14 protein-coding genes are annotated in these 13687 nt (G+C 70.1%); 10 read left to right on the top strand and 4 right to left on the bottom strand.

Going from position 1 to position 13687, the window contains the following annotated elements:
• Window position 1: 1 nt before the first annotated feature.
• Complete coding sequence (locus ATC03_RS19505) at window positions 2–2008, bottom strand: FAD-binding monooxygenase (RefSeq protein ID WP_067880891.1); 2007 nt, start codon at window positions 2006–2008, stop codon at window positions 2–4.
• A 116-nt stretch (window positions 2009–2124) separates the two neighbouring features.
• Complete coding sequence (locus tag ATC03_RS19510) at window positions 2125–3021, bottom strand: aldo/keto reductase (protein ID WP_067880894.1); 897 nt, start codon at window positions 3019–3021, stop codon at window positions 2125–2127.
• A 105-nt stretch (window positions 3022–3126) separates the two neighbouring features.
• Here ATC03_RS19510 and ATC03_RS19515 point away from each other — a divergent pair, with 105 nt between their 5' ends.
• From ATC03_RS19515 to ATC03_RS19530, 4 genes are all read left to right on the top strand, one after another.
• Complete coding sequence (locus ATC03_RS19515) at window positions 3127–3957, top strand: helix-turn-helix transcriptional regulator (RefSeq protein ID WP_067880896.1); 831 nt, start codon at window positions 3127–3129, stop codon at window positions 3955–3957.
• Window positions 3958–4003: 46 nt separating this feature from the next.
• Window positions 4004–4798: an oxidoreductase gene (locus ATC03_RS19520; protein WP_067880899.1), complete on the top strand. Its 795-nt coding sequence runs from the start codon at window positions 4004–4006 to the stop codon at window positions 4796–4798.
• Window positions 4799–4883: 85 nt separating this feature from the next.
• Entirely contained in the window at window positions 4884–5705 is an 822-nt protein-coding gene (locus tag ATC03_RS19525) for an alpha/beta hydrolase (protein WP_067880902.1), read from the top strand.
• 67 nt (window positions 5706–5772) lie between these two features.
• Window positions 5773–6168 (top strand): tautomerase family protein, encoded by a 396-nt coding sequence (locus ATC03_RS19530; protein WP_067880905.1) that lies wholly within the window; start codon window positions 5773–5775, stop codon window positions 6166–6168.
• Window positions 6169–6170: 2 nt separating this feature from the next.
• Here the strand turns inward: ATC03_RS19530 and ATC03_RS19535 are convergent, their stop codons facing one another.
• A complete protein-coding gene (locus tag ATC03_RS19535; RefSeq protein ID WP_084003647.1) occupies window positions 6171–7706 on the bottom strand; it encodes an MATE family efflux transporter in 1536 nt (511 codons plus the stop codon).
• Window positions 7707–7932: 226 nt separating this feature from the next.
• Here ATC03_RS19535 and ATC03_RS19540 point away from each other — a divergent pair, with 226 nt between their 5' ends.
• Window positions 7933–8367: a hypothetical protein gene (locus tag ATC03_RS19540; protein ID WP_067880908.1), complete on the top strand. Its 435-nt coding sequence runs from the start codon at window positions 7933–7935 to the stop codon at window positions 8365–8367.
• Window positions 8368–8446: 79 nt separating this feature from the next.
• Here ATC03_RS19540 and ATC03_RS19545 read toward each other — a convergent pair whose 3' ends face one another.
• Window positions 8447–9457 (bottom strand): LacI family DNA-binding transcriptional regulator, encoded by a 1011-nt coding sequence (locus tag ATC03_RS19545; protein WP_067880911.1) that lies wholly within the window; start codon window positions 9455–9457, stop codon window positions 8447–8449.
• A 59-nt stretch (window positions 9458–9516) separates the two neighbouring features.
• Here ATC03_RS19545 and ATC03_RS19550 point away from each other — a divergent pair, with 59 nt between their 5' ends.
• The 5 genes from ATC03_RS19550 to ATC03_RS19570 all read left to right on the top strand — a co-directional run bounded on the left by ATC03_RS19550 (window position 9517) and on the right by ATC03_RS19570 (window position 13666).
• Window positions 9517–10425, top strand: coding sequence for an ABC transporter substrate-binding protein (locus ATC03_RS19550; protein WP_067880914.1), 909 nt, complete (start codon window positions 9517–9519; stop codon window positions 10423–10425).
• 74 nt (window positions 10426–10499) lie between these two features.
• On the top strand, window positions 10500–11534 hold the full coding sequence (locus tag ATC03_RS19555; RefSeq protein WP_074401112.1) for an amino acid ABC transporter permease: 1035 nt from the start codon (window positions 10500–10502) through the stop codon (window positions 11532–11534).
• Window positions 11535–11540: 6 nt separating this feature from the next.
• Window positions 11541–12284 (top strand): amino acid ABC transporter ATP-binding protein, encoded by a 744-nt coding sequence (locus ATC03_RS19560; protein ID WP_067880917.1) that lies wholly within the window; start codon window positions 11541–11543, stop codon window positions 12282–12284.
• Window positions 12281–13057 carry a type 1 glutamine amidotransferase gene (locus tag ATC03_RS19565; protein ID WP_067880921.1) on the top strand — a complete coding sequence of 259 codons (777 nt, stop codon included), beginning with the start codon at window positions 12281–12283 and terminating at the stop codon, window positions 13055–13057. The genes ATC03_RS19560 and ATC03_RS19565 overlap by 4 nt, the downstream gene beginning before the upstream one ends.
• A 117-nt stretch (window positions 13058–13174) precedes the next feature.
• Window positions 13175–13666, top strand: coding sequence for a hypothetical protein (locus ATC03_RS19570; protein ID WP_152031027.1), 492 nt, complete (start codon window positions 13175–13177; stop codon window positions 13664–13666).
• Window positions 13667–13687 lie beyond the last annotated feature (21 nt).

Consider the following 13687-nt stretch of genomic DNA (forward strand, 5'->3'; position numbering starts at 1 on the left):
CTCAGCGCGCCAGCAGTGCCCCCCTGAAGAACTCCGCGAGCTCTTCAGTGGCCGAGAGCGGCAGCACCTGGGCGACGTAGTGGTCGGGGCGAACGACCACGACGACGCCGTCACGCGAGAGGCCGCGCTCCTCGAAGATGTCGTGCTCGGGGTCGATCGCGTAGACCTTCTCGTAGTCGGTGAGGCCGAACGGCCCGGTCGCCGGCCGGAACACGGCGGGCGCCTGCATGAGGTCGACCGCTCCGTGCGGCTGCTGGTAGACCACCTTCACGTCGAACACGTCGTCGAAGCTGCCACCGTCGGGCACATGCACGGCCAGGGGCGAGTCGGATGCCGCGGCGAGCCAGTTCGCCCACGACGCCAGCGCCGAGGCATCCGCCCCCGCATCGGCTCGTGAGGTCGCTGCGTCGGCGAACGCGTAGATGCGCCAACGGCCGTCGGCGCGGTGGTGGTGCCCGAGCTGCACGGGATTGCCGTCGCAGACGCGCGAGACGGGCGCCGACTTGAAGCGCTTGCCGACCGGGAATCCGGTCGCGAGCGCCTGGTGCTGCTGCGAGCCGACGATCATCGAGGGCTCGTACTGCGTCATGAACCCCGCCGGGAACTCGAACGTGCGCACGTAGAAGTCCTCGAGCTCGGCCGGGTCGCCCAGGTCTTCGGGCTTGGTGGCCATGAGCTTCGACCACTCGCGGTCGAAGTCGATGAGCTCCTTCGCGACCACGTGCCGCTCGGCGTGGTAGGTCTCGAGCAGGGCGGGGTCGGCGCGGCCGTCGAGCACGTGGCCGAGCTTCCAGCCGATGTTCCAGCCGTCCTGCATCGAGACGTTCATGCCCTGCCCCGCCTTGGCGCTGTGCGTGTGGCAGGCGTCGCCCGTGATGAACACCCGGGGCGTGCGGGTGCCCTGCTCGTGGAGGGGCACGTCGTCGAACCGGTCGGTGACGCGGTGGCCGACCTCGTAGACCGAGTGCCACGGCACGTTGCGCACGTCGAGCGAGTAGGGGTGCAGGATGTCGTTCGCCTTCGCGATGACCTGCTCGAGCGTGGTCTGGCGAACGGCGCCGCGGTCGTCTGCCGCGACCTCGCCGAGGTCGACGTACATGCGGAAGAGCTGCCCGCCCTCGCGGGGGATGAGCAGGATGTTGCCCGCCTCCGACTGGATCGAGCACTTCGTGCGGATGTCGGGGAAGTCGGTGACCGCGAGCGTGTCCATGACGCCCCACGCGTGGAACGACTGCGCGCCCACGTGCTGCGCGCCGATCGCCTCGCGCACCTTGCTGCGGGCGCCGTCGGCGCCGATCACGTACTTGGCGCGCACTGTGCGTCGCTCGCCCGTGAGCTCGCCGTCGAGGGCGACCGCGTGCGAGGCGTCGCCTGCGCCGACCCCGACCCCGGTGGCGCGCTCGAGGGTGACGGTCACGGGGTATTCGGGCAGCACGCCGGGCTCATCGCCTTCGTCGTCGCCGGCAGCGCCGCTGCCGGCGGCGCCCGGCGGCGCGACCTCGAGTCCGACGAACTCCCACCCGTAGTCGGGCACGATGCGACCGGGGGAGTTGCGGGCGTACTCGGCGAAGTAGTCGAGCACGCGGGCCTGGTTCACGATGAGGTGCGGGAACTCGCTGATGCCGGTGGGGTCGTCGGGCGTGACGGCCGCGCGGTGGATGTTCGCGCGGTTCTCGGGGTCGGGCTTCCAGAACGCCATCTCGGTGATGCGGTAAGCCTCGGCGATGATGCGCTCGGCGAACCCGAACGCCTGGAACGTCTCGACGCTGCGAGCCTGGATGCCGTCGGCCTGGCCGATCGCGAGACGCCCGCCGCGCCGTTCGATGATGCGCGTCGAGATGCCGGGGAACTGCGCGAGCTGCGCCGCCGCGACCATGCCGGCCGGGCCCGATCCCACGATGAGCACGTCGACCTCGTCGGGCAGCTCGTCGGGCCGGTCGAGCCCGATGCCGGCGGCGGGATCGACGCGCGGGTCTCCGGACACGTAGCCGTGGTGGTGGAACTGCACGGGCTCTCCTCACGTCGTCGTGGGTTGGTTGATGCGAGCTGTGTTCTATAAACGAACACGCTATTCTGATATCGCTCAGCCAGTGTAGATCGCGGGCGCAACGACGACAAGCGGGCTCACGCCTCGGGGATCGGCAGTCCGAACCGCTCGAGGGTGATGTCGACCGGCTCGGGCCCGCGGCGCACGCCCACGTCGAGCGCGTCGATGCGTGCCAGCTCGTCGCCCGCCAACTCGAAGTCGAAGACGTCGAAGTTCTCGGCGATGCGGCGCGGCGTGACCGACTTCGGGATCGCCGAGCGACCCTCCTGCACGTGCCAGCGGAGCATCACCTGCGCGGGCGACTTGCCGTGCGCCGCGGCGATGTCGGCGATGGTCGGGTCGTCGAGCGTGCTGCCGCCCTGGCCCTCGCGGTAGAACGTGATGCCGCCGATGGGCGACCACGCCTGGTTCAGGATGCCGCGCTCGTCGTCGAGCGAGAGCACCTCGCGCTGCTGGAAGAACGGGTGGATCTCGAGCTGGTTCACGGCGGGCACCACCGACGCGACGTCGAGCAGCCGGTGCAGGTGCTCGGTCATGAAGTTGCTCACGCCGATGGCTCGCACCTTGCCGTCGGCGTAGAGCGCCTCGAGACCGCGATACGCCTCGAGGGTGCGGTCGAACGCGGTCGGCAGCGGCTGGTGCAGGATCAGCAGGTCGAGCTGCTCGACGCCGAGCTTCGCGGCCGACTTGTCGAACGCGTGGATCGTCTCGTCGTAGCCGTAGTCGCTGATCCAGACCTTCGTCTCGAGGAACAGGTCGTCGCGCGCGACCTCCGACGCCGCGATCGCGTCTCCGATCGCACGTCCGACCTCGCGCTCGTTCAGGTAGGCCGCGGCCGTGTCGACGTGCCGGTAACCGACGCTGAGGGCCTCGGCGACGGCCGCCTCGGTCTCGTGCGGCGCGGCCTGGTACACGCCGAAGCCGAGGGCCGGCATCTCGACGCCGTTGTTCAGGGTGAGCGTGGGGATCGTCATGCTCCGACGCTACGCCCGGCCGCGCGCCGCCGGGAGGCACTGCCGGTACCCGTCATCTGGCGCCGCAACGCCCACGACGGGGCTGCACAGGACGATACTGTCCGCATGGCGAGTGACACCCCGCTCGGCGGGTATCTTCGGGCGCGACGCGTGCTCGTGCGCCCTGAGGACGTCGGCCTCCGACTCGGCATCGAGCGGAGGCGCGTCGACGGGCTGCGCCGCGAAGAGGTGGCGATCCTCGCGGGCATCAGCACCGAGTACTACCTCCGCCTCGAACAGGGGCGCGAGACGCATCCGTCCGATCAGGTGCTCGACGCGCTCGCCCGCGCACTCCGCCTCGACGACGACGCGCGACGCTACCTGCACGAGCTCGCGCAGCCGTCGCCCGAGCCGCGAGCCGATGCCGACGTGGTCGACGAGCACGTGCAGTGGCTCATCGACTCGTGGCCGTCGACCGCGGCCGTCGTGCACAACCGCTACCTCGACGTGCTCGCGACCAACGCACTCGCCCGCGCCCTGAGCCCGAACTACCGCGTCGGTGCGAACAACCTCGAATCTCTCCTGATCGACCCGGCCGACCGCGCACTGCACGAGGGCTGGGAGGGCCTCACGGCGCGATCGGTCGCGCTGTTCCGCTCGATGTTCGGCCAGCGCAGCCACGACGCGCGCCTGCGCACGATGGTCGACGACCTCTCGAGCCGGAGCGAGCGATTCCGCGAACTCTGGCGACGCAACGACGTCATCCAGGTCACCGACGGCGTGCATGAGCTGCGGCATCCGGATGCCGGTGCGCTGACCCTGCACTTCATGCGTGTTCCCCTGGCGGGCACCGACGGCCACACGATCTACCTGTATCAGGCCGAACCCGGCTCGCCTTCGGCTGCGGCCTTCGCGGCCCTGGCCGCCCTGGGAGCCCCGCTCGCCGCTTCGGGGTAGTCGCAGGGACAGGCAGCACACCCCGGCCAGGACTAGCGTCGCGCCCATGGATCTGGATCTGACCGACAAGGTCGCCGTGGTCACCGGCGCGAGCAAGGGCATCGGCCTCGCGGTCACGCGGGCACTCGTGGCCGAGGGGGCGCGCGTGATCGCCGGCGCCCGCACCATCACCGACGAGCTCGTGGCCCTCTCCGACAGCGGGCACGTGATGGCGGTATCCGTCGACCTGTCGACGGCCGACGGGCCCGCCGAACTCGTGGCCAGAGCCGAACACTTCGGCGGCCTCGACATCCTGGTCAACAACGTCGGCGCCGTGACACCGCGGACCGAGGGGTTCCTGGCCGTCTCCGACGACGACTGGCTCCGCACGTTCAACCTCACGCTCATGGCCGGGGTGCGCACCACGCGCGCCGCGATCCCCCTGCTGCTCGAACGCGGAGCCGGCAACGTCGTGACCATCGCCTCCGTCAACGCCTACCTGCCCGATCCCGGGGTGATCGACTACGCCGCCATCAAGGCCTCCGTGTGGAACCTCTCGAAGTCGCTCTCGAAGGAGTACGGACCGCGCGGCCTCAGGTTCAACACGATCAGCCCGGGGCCGGTGTCGACACCGCTCTGGCTGGGGGAGACGGGGGTCGCGGCGACCATCGCCGCGAAGCTCGGGGTCTCGCTCGACGAAGCGCGCGAACGCATCGTCGCCGAGGGCGGCGGGTTCTCGACGGGCCGATTCACCGAGCCCGAGGAGGTCGCCGATCTCGTGCTGCTGCTCGCGAGCCGTCGGGCGGGCAACGTGACCGGCGCCGACTTCCTCATCGACGGCGGGCTCACGAAGGAGCTCTGACTCCTGGTCCGGGCGCCAATCGCGCCGGCGAACCACTGACCGACCACCACTCACCACTCACCACTCACCACGAAGGAGTTCCACCATGCCCAAGACCCCCGTCGTGTTCATCCACGGCCTCTGGATCCACTCGTCCGCCTGGGCGCCGTGGCAGGAGCTGTTCGCCGCGAACGGCTACGAACCGTTCGCGCCCGGCTGGCCGGGTGATGCCGACACGGTCGAGGCCACCCGCGCGAACGCGGAGCAGCTCGACGACGTCGGCATCGAGCAGATCTGCCACCACTACGCCGACTTCATCGACACGCTCGACGCCAAGCCCATCGTCGTCGGGCACTCGTTCGGCGGTCTCATCGCGCAGGAGCTGCTCGCGAACGACCTGGCGATCGCGGGCGTCGCGATCGACCCCGCGCCCATCAAGGGTGTGAAGACCCTGCCGTTCTCGCAGCTGCGCTCGGGGTTCCCGGTGCTCGGCAACCCGGCGAACAAGAAGCGCACGGTCGCGCTGACGGCGAAACAGTTCCGCTACAGCTTCGGCAACGCGATCACCGAGGAGGAGTCCGACGCGCTGTTCGAGGCCTGGACGATTCCCGGTCCCGGCCGCCCGCTCTTCGAGGACGCCACGGCGAACTTCACGCGCAACTCGCCGGCGACCGTCGACACGCACACCGCGGTGCGCGGACCGCTGCTGCTCATCTCGGGCACCGAAGACCACACCGTGCCGAAGGCCGTGACGAAGGAGGTGCTCGGCCTCTACGCCGACAACCCCTCGTCGGTCACCGAGTACCGCGAGTTCGAGGGTCGCGGCCACTCGCTCACGCTCGACAGCGGGTGGCGGGATGTCGCGGACGCCACGCTCGAATGGCTCGCCTCGAAGCATCTCGCCGCCGAGGGGGCGACCACCGCGTAGGCGGCGGAGTCGGCGTCTGCCCTAGTCTGGCGCGCGAAGCTGTTCGCCGCACGAGGGAGACGCCGACATGCCCGCTGCACTCATCGAGGTGCGCCGCCAGTACACCGAAGCTGAAGAGGTCGCGATCATCGACGCCGTGCACGCCGCACTCGTCGTCGCGTTCCGCATCCCGCCCGAGGATCGCAACGTGCGACTGATCGCGCACGCTCCGCACCGGTTCGCGTGTTCACCGGATGTGACGCAGCCCGAGTACCGCACGCTCGTGACGATCGACTGCTTCTCCGGCCGCTCGGTCGACGCGAAGCGCGCGCTCTACGCCGCGATCGTCGAACGGCTCGAACCGCTCGGCATCCCGCGCGACCACGTCTCCACGATCGTGCACGACATCCCGCGCGAGAGTTGGGGCCTCTCCGGCGGCCTCGCCGCGAGCGACGTCGACCTCGGCTTCGAGGTCAACGTCTGACGTCAGCGGGTGCGGGTGCGCCGCGAAGGGGCGGCGGCCTCGGAATCCCGAGCGTGCGTGCCGAGCGGCCCGCCCGCGGCATCCGGAGCCTCTGCCGCCGTGATGATGGGAATCGACTGCGTGACGACCGCGTCGACGACCATCGAGCCGTCGGTCGGGCCGATGATCGCGACGGCCGTGGTCTCGGTCGGCACGGCGGGCTGCACGGGCAGGCGCCCGAGCCGTCGGTGCTCCCGCACGTACGCCGGCACGAGCAGCACGACCGCGCCGAGCCACGCGAGCGGATTGCTCCACACGACGCCGACGAACCCGATGAGGCTGCCGAGCACGACCGCGGCCGCGACGCGCATGACGAGCTCGACGACGCCGGTCACGGTCGGGATCAGCGTGTGGCCGAGACCCTGCAGGGCGCCGCGCAGCACGAAGAGCACGCCGAGGGCCGTGTAGCTGAGGCCGTTGATCACGAGCATGAGGGTCGCCTGATGCACGACCTCGTCGGATCCGTCGCCGACGAAGAGCCGCACGAGGGCCGAGCCGAACACGACGAGCAGCGCGCCCAGCACGAGCGAGAGCACGATCGACATCCACGTCGCCTCGACCACGCCGCGGCGGATGCGGTCGGGGCGGCCGCCGCCGAGGTTCTGCGCGGCGTACATCGACACCGCGAGGCCCAACGACTGCAGCAGCGCCACGGCCAGTCCGTCGACGCGCGACGCGGTCGTGTACGCGGCGACCGCGTCGGCCCCGAGCTCGTTGAGGGCGACCTGCACGGCGAGCGTGCCGATCGCGATGATCGATGCCTGGAAGCCCATCGGCAGGCCGAGGCGCAGGTGCTCGCGCAGGTCGGATCGCGTGATGCCCCAGTCGGCGCGCGTCAGGTGCAGCACGGGCACCCGCCGGCGCACGTACTCGAGGCACATGAGCACCGAGATCGCCTGCGCGACGACGGTCGCGAGGGCGGCTCCGCCGACGCCCCAGTCGAGCGGGCCGACCATCAGCACCACGAGCCCGACGTTGAACGCGCACGCGATGCTGAGGAAGATCAGCGGGGTGCGCGAGTCGCCGATCGACCTGATGATCGCCGAGAGGTAGTTGAACGCCATCATCGTCGAGGCGCCGAGAAAGCTGATCTGGGTGTAGATCGTCGCCTCGTCGAGCAGCTCGGGCGGCGTCTGCATGAGCTCGAGCGCCGGCCGCGCGATGAGCGGCGCGACCACGGTGAGGATCAGGCTCAGGATGCCGGTGAGCAGGGTTCCAGTGGCGACCGACCGCCGAACCGCCGCATGGTCGCGCGCACCGAACGACTGCGCCGTCGGAATCGCGAATCCGGATGTCACGCCCCAGGCGAACCCGAGCAGCAGGAACAGGAGGCTGCCCGTCGCGCCGACCGCGGCGAGCGAGTCGACGCCGAGGTGCCGCCCCACCACGATCGCATCGGCGAACTGGTAGAGCTGCTGCACGACGTTGCCGATGAGCAGCGGGATCGAGAAGAGCAGGATGACGCGCCAGGGGCGTCCGGTCGTCAGGGCGGTGGACATCGGTGAGGACTTTCGCGGACGTGTGCGGTCAAGAGTGAGGCGGTCCGCTCGGGCACCGCATTCGCCAGTGTATCGAATCGATTCGATTCTTTCCTGCGCGAACGCTGCGCCGGATCGATCCGAGTGGAGCGGTGAAGCGATCAGGAATCGAGAAGCGCGCGGCGCGCGGATTCAATAGCGTGATGGCAGGTCGAACCCGACCGAGATCATCGAGGAGGAACCGAGCATGGCTACGAAGACCGACGGACTGTCCGCCGACGAGCGGGCTGCAGTCAAGCAGCGCGCAGCCGAACTGCGCGCCGAGGCGAAGGCCGGCAAGACCCGCGAGGCGGGCGAGAAGGCCATCCGCGAGGCGATCGAGGCGCTTCCCGACGACGACCGCGCCCTCGCCGAGGGCATCGACCGCATCGTCAAGGACGTCGCGCCGCAGCTGTTCCCGAAGACCTGGTACGGCTTCCCGTCGTACGCCGACGCCGACGGCAAGGTGGTCGTCTTCTTCAAGCCCGCATCGAAGTTCGAGACGCGCTACCCGACCCTCGGCTTCGAGGATGCCGCCCAACTCGACGACGGCGACATCTGGGTGACCTCGTTCGCCCTCCTGAAGCTCACGCCCGAGACCGAGAAGCGCGTCGCCGACCACATCCGCAAGGCCGCCGGCTGAGGGGCGTCCCCGCGATCGGCCGGGTGATCGGCGAGGAGGTGCACGACTACCCCGAGCGAACCCGGGCCCGACCCTGCGATCAGCGCAGGCGCGACCTCGGCGGCACCACCGTCACCGGCGACAGCACGTCGGGCGGATCGCCGTCGTCGAGCAGAGCGATGAGCGTGCGCACGCACGCGGCACCCGACCGCACCGGGTCGATGTCGAGGTAGACGGCGCGGGCATCCGCCGCGAGCCCGCGCGCGTCGCCCGCGATCGAGACCCGCAGGTCGCCCGGCACGTCGAGATCCCGCTCGGCGGCCGCGGCGAGCAGGGCGTTGCCGTACGTGTCGTTCAAGCAGTGCACGGCGTTCACGCGCGCGTGCGCGTCGGAGAGCATCGCGCGCGCCGCGTCGATCGGCGCTTGGCCGAGCTCGAGCGCGGTCACGACGGGCTCGAGACCCCGGTCGGCGCACCACGAGCGGTAGGCGGCGACGGTGTCGCCCGTGTAGCTGTCGAGTCGCGGGCCGATGAACAGCCCCGGCCGCAGCGGTTCGCCGGGGTCGAGGGCGGCGAGCACATCGAGCACGTCGGGGATCCCGCGGGCCATGTCGGAGCGTACCGAGCGGAGCATGGCTCGGCCATCCGCCTCGTAGCCGCCGTCGGTGACCACGGCGAGACCGTCGGCGAGCGCACGCTCGACGAGCGCATCGTCGGCGACCGGGTCGACCACGATCACGCCGTCGAGCGGGATCGTGGTCTGAAGCTCGCCGTCCGCGGTCGCGGGGGCGGCGGAGATCGAGTATCCGTGCTCGACCGCCTCGATCGCGGCGCCCGCGATGATGCTGCGGTAGTAGGGCATGTAGGTCTGCTCCCACACCGCCGACTCCCGGTAGCCGATCGCGATGCCGAGCACGTGCGAGCGACCCGAGCGGAGGGCGCGTCCGATGGGATTCGCCCGGTAGCCGAGCCGCGTGCCGACGGCGAGCACGCGCTCGCGCGTGGCCTCGGCGACCTCGCCCTTGTGGTTGTACACCTGCGAGACGGTCGTGATGGAGACACCCGCCTCGGCGGCGACCTGCCGGATGCCCACCTTGACATGCGCCTTCATGAGCCGAATACTACCGGTCGTACCCAAAACGTTTTAGGTACTCCTCGAAAGGACATGCAATGACGCATCACCGACCCCTCCGCCGCGCGGCCGCCCGCTTCGCGCTCGTACCCGCCGCCGCCTCGATGCTGCTGCTCGCCGGGTGCACACCCGCGGAGTCCGCCGCGGGCGATCCCGCCGCCGACGGCAACCCGCCGTCGTACGGCGACTGCGAGGTCACGGGCGAGCGCGGAACGTTCGAGCTCGACACGATCACCGAGGGCGTGCTGCTCATGAAGGCCGACCTGCCGAGCCCCGGCTGGTACAACGGCGACACCGTCGAGGACATCCGCAGCGGCTTCGACTTCTGCCTCCTCGTCAACATCGCCCACCGGGCGGGCATCGACGACGTGAAGCTGCAGATGTCCTCCTTCGACGGACTCGTCGCCGGCAAGGCAGGCGACATGGACCTCTCGCTCAACCAGATCACCATCACCGACGAGCGCAAGAAGGTCATGGACTTCTCCGACCCGTACTTCCAGTCCACCGCCGGCGTGCTCGTCGCCGCGGGCGCCGACGTGACCGAGAAGAACTTCGCCGCGGCGAAGCTCGGCGTCAAGCAGGGCACGGTCGGCCAGATGCTCGTCGACGACCTCGTCGACCCGGCCACGCCGCCGGCCGTCTTCCCCGGCGACCCCGAGATGCAGGCGGCGATCGCCGCGGGCAACATCGAAGCCGGCATCCAGGACCTCAGCATCGTGCTCGGTGCCGCGACCAAGTCGAAGGGCAAGCTCGAGGTCGTCGGCCAGATCGAGACCGACGAGGCCTACGGCGTCATGCTGCCGAAGGGCTCCCCGAACACGGCGACGATCAACGAGATCCTCGCCGCGCTCGAGGCCGACGGCACCCTCGACGCCCTGAGCGCCGCGTACCTCACCGACGCGTACGGCGTCGACCCTGCGTCGATCCCCGTCTGGTCCCTGCGTTGACCACGCCGACCGGCCTGATCGGGACACCCGTGTCGCGGGTGTCCCGATCAGGCCCCACGGGCCAAGCCGGATCAGTGCTGCTCGCAGCGCTGCTCGTGGGCCTCGGCACGCTCGCGGTCGCCTCGTACGCCGCCTGGCTCACGATTACGGTCGCCGAGGCCGGCGCCTGGCGGTTCGTGCTCGGTGCCGCGACCATCGCCGTCGTCGTGCTCGCCGTCCTCGCGCTCGTTCCGCTGGTGCGCGGGCGGCGGGAGCTTGCTCGAAGCATCCGCGCCTTCGCCGAAGGCGACCCCGTCGCGGGCCGCGCCGCCCGTCACCGTGCAGCGCACGCCGGCTGGCTCGCCATGGGCTCGTGCCTGCCGGTGCTCTTCATCGCGATGTTCACCCTGTTCCTGCTCGCCAACGACCACGCCGTGCAGACGACCTTCTTCGACGTGTCGTTCATGGCACTGAGCTTCGGCGACATCGTCGTGGCGTTCTGGCAGAACGTGCAGATCGCGGTGATCGCCGAGGTGATCGTGCTCGTCTGGGGCCTGTTCATCGCCCTCGCGCGCCTGCTTCCCGGTGACGCCGGTCGGCCCATCCGCTGGCTCGCGACGGTGTACGTCGACACCTTCCGCGCGATCCCGTCGATCATCGTCATCTACCTCGTCGGCTTCGGGCTGCCCCTGGCCGGGGTTCCCGTGCTCAGCGACATGAGCCCGATGTGGGCGGCGGTGCTCGCCCTCACCCTCACCTACGGCGCCTACGTCGCCGAGGTGTACCGCTCCGGCATCGACGGGGTGCACTGGTCGCAGGTGGCGGCCGCGCGATCGTTGGGACTCAGCCACGCCAAGACGCTGCGGTTCGTCGTCGTTCCCCAGGCGGTGCGACGGGTCACCCCGCCGCTGCTCAACGACTTCATCGGCCTGCAGAAGGACACGGCGCTCATCACCATCATCGGCACGGTCGACGCCTTCACGCAGGCGAAGATCTACGCCAGCAACTACTTCAACCTCTCGTCGGTCACCGTGGTCGCCATCCTGTTCATCATCATCACCATCCCGCAGACGCGCTTCGTCGACCGCCTCCTCGAGCGCGACGCGCGACGGCAGCGGGCGAAGGGCTAGGCCGCCATGGCATTCCTCGAACTCGACGATGTCGAGAAGACCTACGGCGAGAACCGGGTGCTGCGCGGCATCACCCTGCACGTCGAACAGCACCGGGTGATCTGCCTGATCGGGGCATCCGGATGCGGCAAGTCCACGCTGCTGCGCTGCGTCAACGGGTTGGAGACGATCCAGGGCGGCACCATCCGCCTGGACGGCGACCAGGTCTCGGGCGAGGGCGTCGACCTCGACGCCCTGCGCCGCCGGGTCGGCATCGTCTTCCAGAGCTACAACCTGTTCCCGCACATGACGGTGCTGCAGAACATCACCCTCGCCCCGATGCGGGTGCTCGGTCACGACCGAACGGATGCCGAGGCGCACGCGCTCTCGCTCCTCACGCGTGTCGGACTCGCCGCGAAGGCCGACGCCTATCCCGACCAGTTGTCGGGCGGCCAGCAGCAGCGGGTCGCGATCGTGCGGGCCCTCGCCATGGGACCGGAGGTGCTGCTGCTCGATGAGATCACCTCGGCGCTCGACCCCGAACTGGTCGCCGAGGTGCTCGACATCGTGCGCGATCTCGCGTCCGAGGGGCTGACCATCCTGATGGCGACCCACGAGATGTCGTTCGCACGCGAGGTGGCCGACCAGGTCGCCTTCGTGCACGAGGGCGTGGTGCTCGAGATCGACACCCCTGAGCGCATCTTCACGGAGCCGTCCGAGCCGCGCACGCAGGCATTTCTCCGCAAGATCATCGAAGCGGGCCGGCTGTGACCGCGCGGGTGCTCGTCGTCGAGCACGAGGCCAATGCGGGCATCGGGCTGGTCGGCGAGCGACTCGAGGCGGCAGGCATCGAACTGCTCGTGGTCGGCCCCGAGGCCGGTGGCGAGGTTCCCGAGACCGCCCAGGGCGTCGATGGCGTGATCGTACTCGGCGGCACCCCGGGGCCGACCGATGACGACGACGCCGCGTGGCTGCCCGGGGTGCGCGCCCTGATCGGGGACTGCCTCGATCGGGAACTGCCCTTCCTCGGCATCTGCCTGGGCGCGCAACTGCTCGCCGTCGTCGCCGGCGGCGTCGTCGGCCCCGCGCGCGACACGGCCGAGGTGGGGCTGCATCCGCTCGCCCTCACCGACGAGGCGAGCGAGGACCCGCTGCTCGGCGGGCTCGGCGACGACCTGGCCGCCATGCAGTGGCATTTCCTCGAGGTGCTCGAACTGCCGGCCGGTTCGCAGTCGCTCTGCCGCAGTGACGGATGCCGCAACCAGGCCTTCCGCGTCGGTGCGGCCGCCTGGGGAGTGCAGTTCCACCTCGAGGCACTCGCTTCTACCGCCGAGGCCTGGGCGCGCGACGACAGCGATGACCTCGCGGCGGTCGGGCTCACGCGGAGTGCCGTCGTCGAGCCCATGCGCTCGGCCGAACCGGCGCTGCGGCGCACCTGGTCGCGCGTGGCGGACCGCTGGGGGGCGATCGTGCTCGCCGAACGCGCCGCGGACGCGGACGCGGACGCGTTCAGCTCGGCGACATCCGGGGGCTCGGCGAGCTGATCCGGTCGGGGGACGGGGAAGGGGGACGACGGGCCCGGGGCGCAGTGACGCCCCGGGCCCGATCTGTCGGAGCTCGGGAAGATCCCGCATCGCCACCCGCTGCTCTACGTTGGGGAGATGGCCTCCAAGCGCGTTTCCCGGGGAACGTTGTGGCTCGCTTTGGGTGCGATCGGGCTCTTAGGTGCGGTCTGGGTGGTCGCCCTGCTGGTTCCGGATGGTCGCCCGCAGAACCTTGCCGCCGCTGAGAAGCAGGTGCTCGAGGTCTTCGATCGGATCGAAGGCGAAGTGCCGAGCGCCGCTCTGGTCGACACCGACGATTCGAGCGAGCAGGTCGTCTGCGCCAATCACGATGATCGGTTGCAGACCAAGCTGGTGCGAACGCTCTCGATCTCGGACTCCGTCGATCGTGTGGCGTGGGCACGAGCGCTCATCAGCTCGTTCGACCCAGATGACGGTTGGGTCGCCCGTGCCACGACGCTCGGCCAGAACGACGATCTCCGCGTCCGGATCGTCGGACGCGACCTGCTCGTATTCAACGTGTACATCAGCGACGAGTCCGGCTCCGCGCGGATCACGATCAGGTCCACGACTGAATGCTCGGCTCGGTAGGGCATCCGGGATCGACGACGC

Origin of the sequence: Agromyces aureus, assembly GCF_001660485.1 — a bacterium.
GTDB lineage: Bacteria > Actinomycetota > Actinomycetes > Actinomycetales > Microbacteriaceae > Agromyces > Agromyces aureus.

Coding starts and splice junctions, on each gene's coding strand:
- ATC03_RS19510 (WP_067880894.1), bottom strand. CDS start 3,021: ATGACGATCCCCACGCTCACCCTGAACAACGGCGTCGAGATGCCGGCC.
- ATC03_RS19515 (WP_067880896.1), top strand. CDS start 3,127: ATGGCGAGTGACACCCCGCTCGGCGGGTATCTTCGGGCGCGACGCGTG.
- ATC03_RS19520 (WP_067880899.1), top strand. CDS start 4,004: ATGGATCTGGATCTGACCGACAAGGTCGCCGTGGTCACCGGCGCGAGC.
- ATC03_RS19525 (WP_067880902.1), top strand. CDS start 4,884: ATGCCCAAGACCCCCGTCGTGTTCATCCACGGCCTCTGGATCCACTCG.
- ATC03_RS19530 (WP_067880905.1), top strand. CDS start 5,773: ATGCCCGCTGCACTCATCGAGGTGCGCCGCCAGTACACCGAAGCTGAA.
- ATC03_RS19535 (WP_084003647.1), bottom strand. CDS start 7,706: ATGTCCACCGCCCTGACGACCGGACGCCCCTGGCGCGTCATCCTGCTC.
- ATC03_RS19540 (WP_067880908.1), top strand. CDS start 7,933: ATGGCTACGAAGACCGACGGACTGTCCGCCGACGAGCGGGCTGCAGTC.
- ATC03_RS19545 (WP_067880911.1), bottom strand. CDS start 9,457: ATGAAGGCGCATGTCAAGGTGGGCATCCGGCAGGTCGCCGCCGAGGCG.
- ATC03_RS19550 (WP_067880914.1), top strand. CDS start 9,517: ATGACGCATCACCGACCCCTCCGCCGCGCGGCCGCCCGCTTCGCGCTC.
- ATC03_RS19560 (WP_067880917.1), top strand. CDS start 11,541: ATGGCATTCCTCGAACTCGACGATGTCGAGAAGACCTACGGCGAGAAC.
- ATC03_RS19570 (WP_152031027.1), top strand. CDS start 13,175: ATGGCCTCCAAGCGCGTTTCCCGGGGAACGTTGTGGCTCGCTTTGGGT.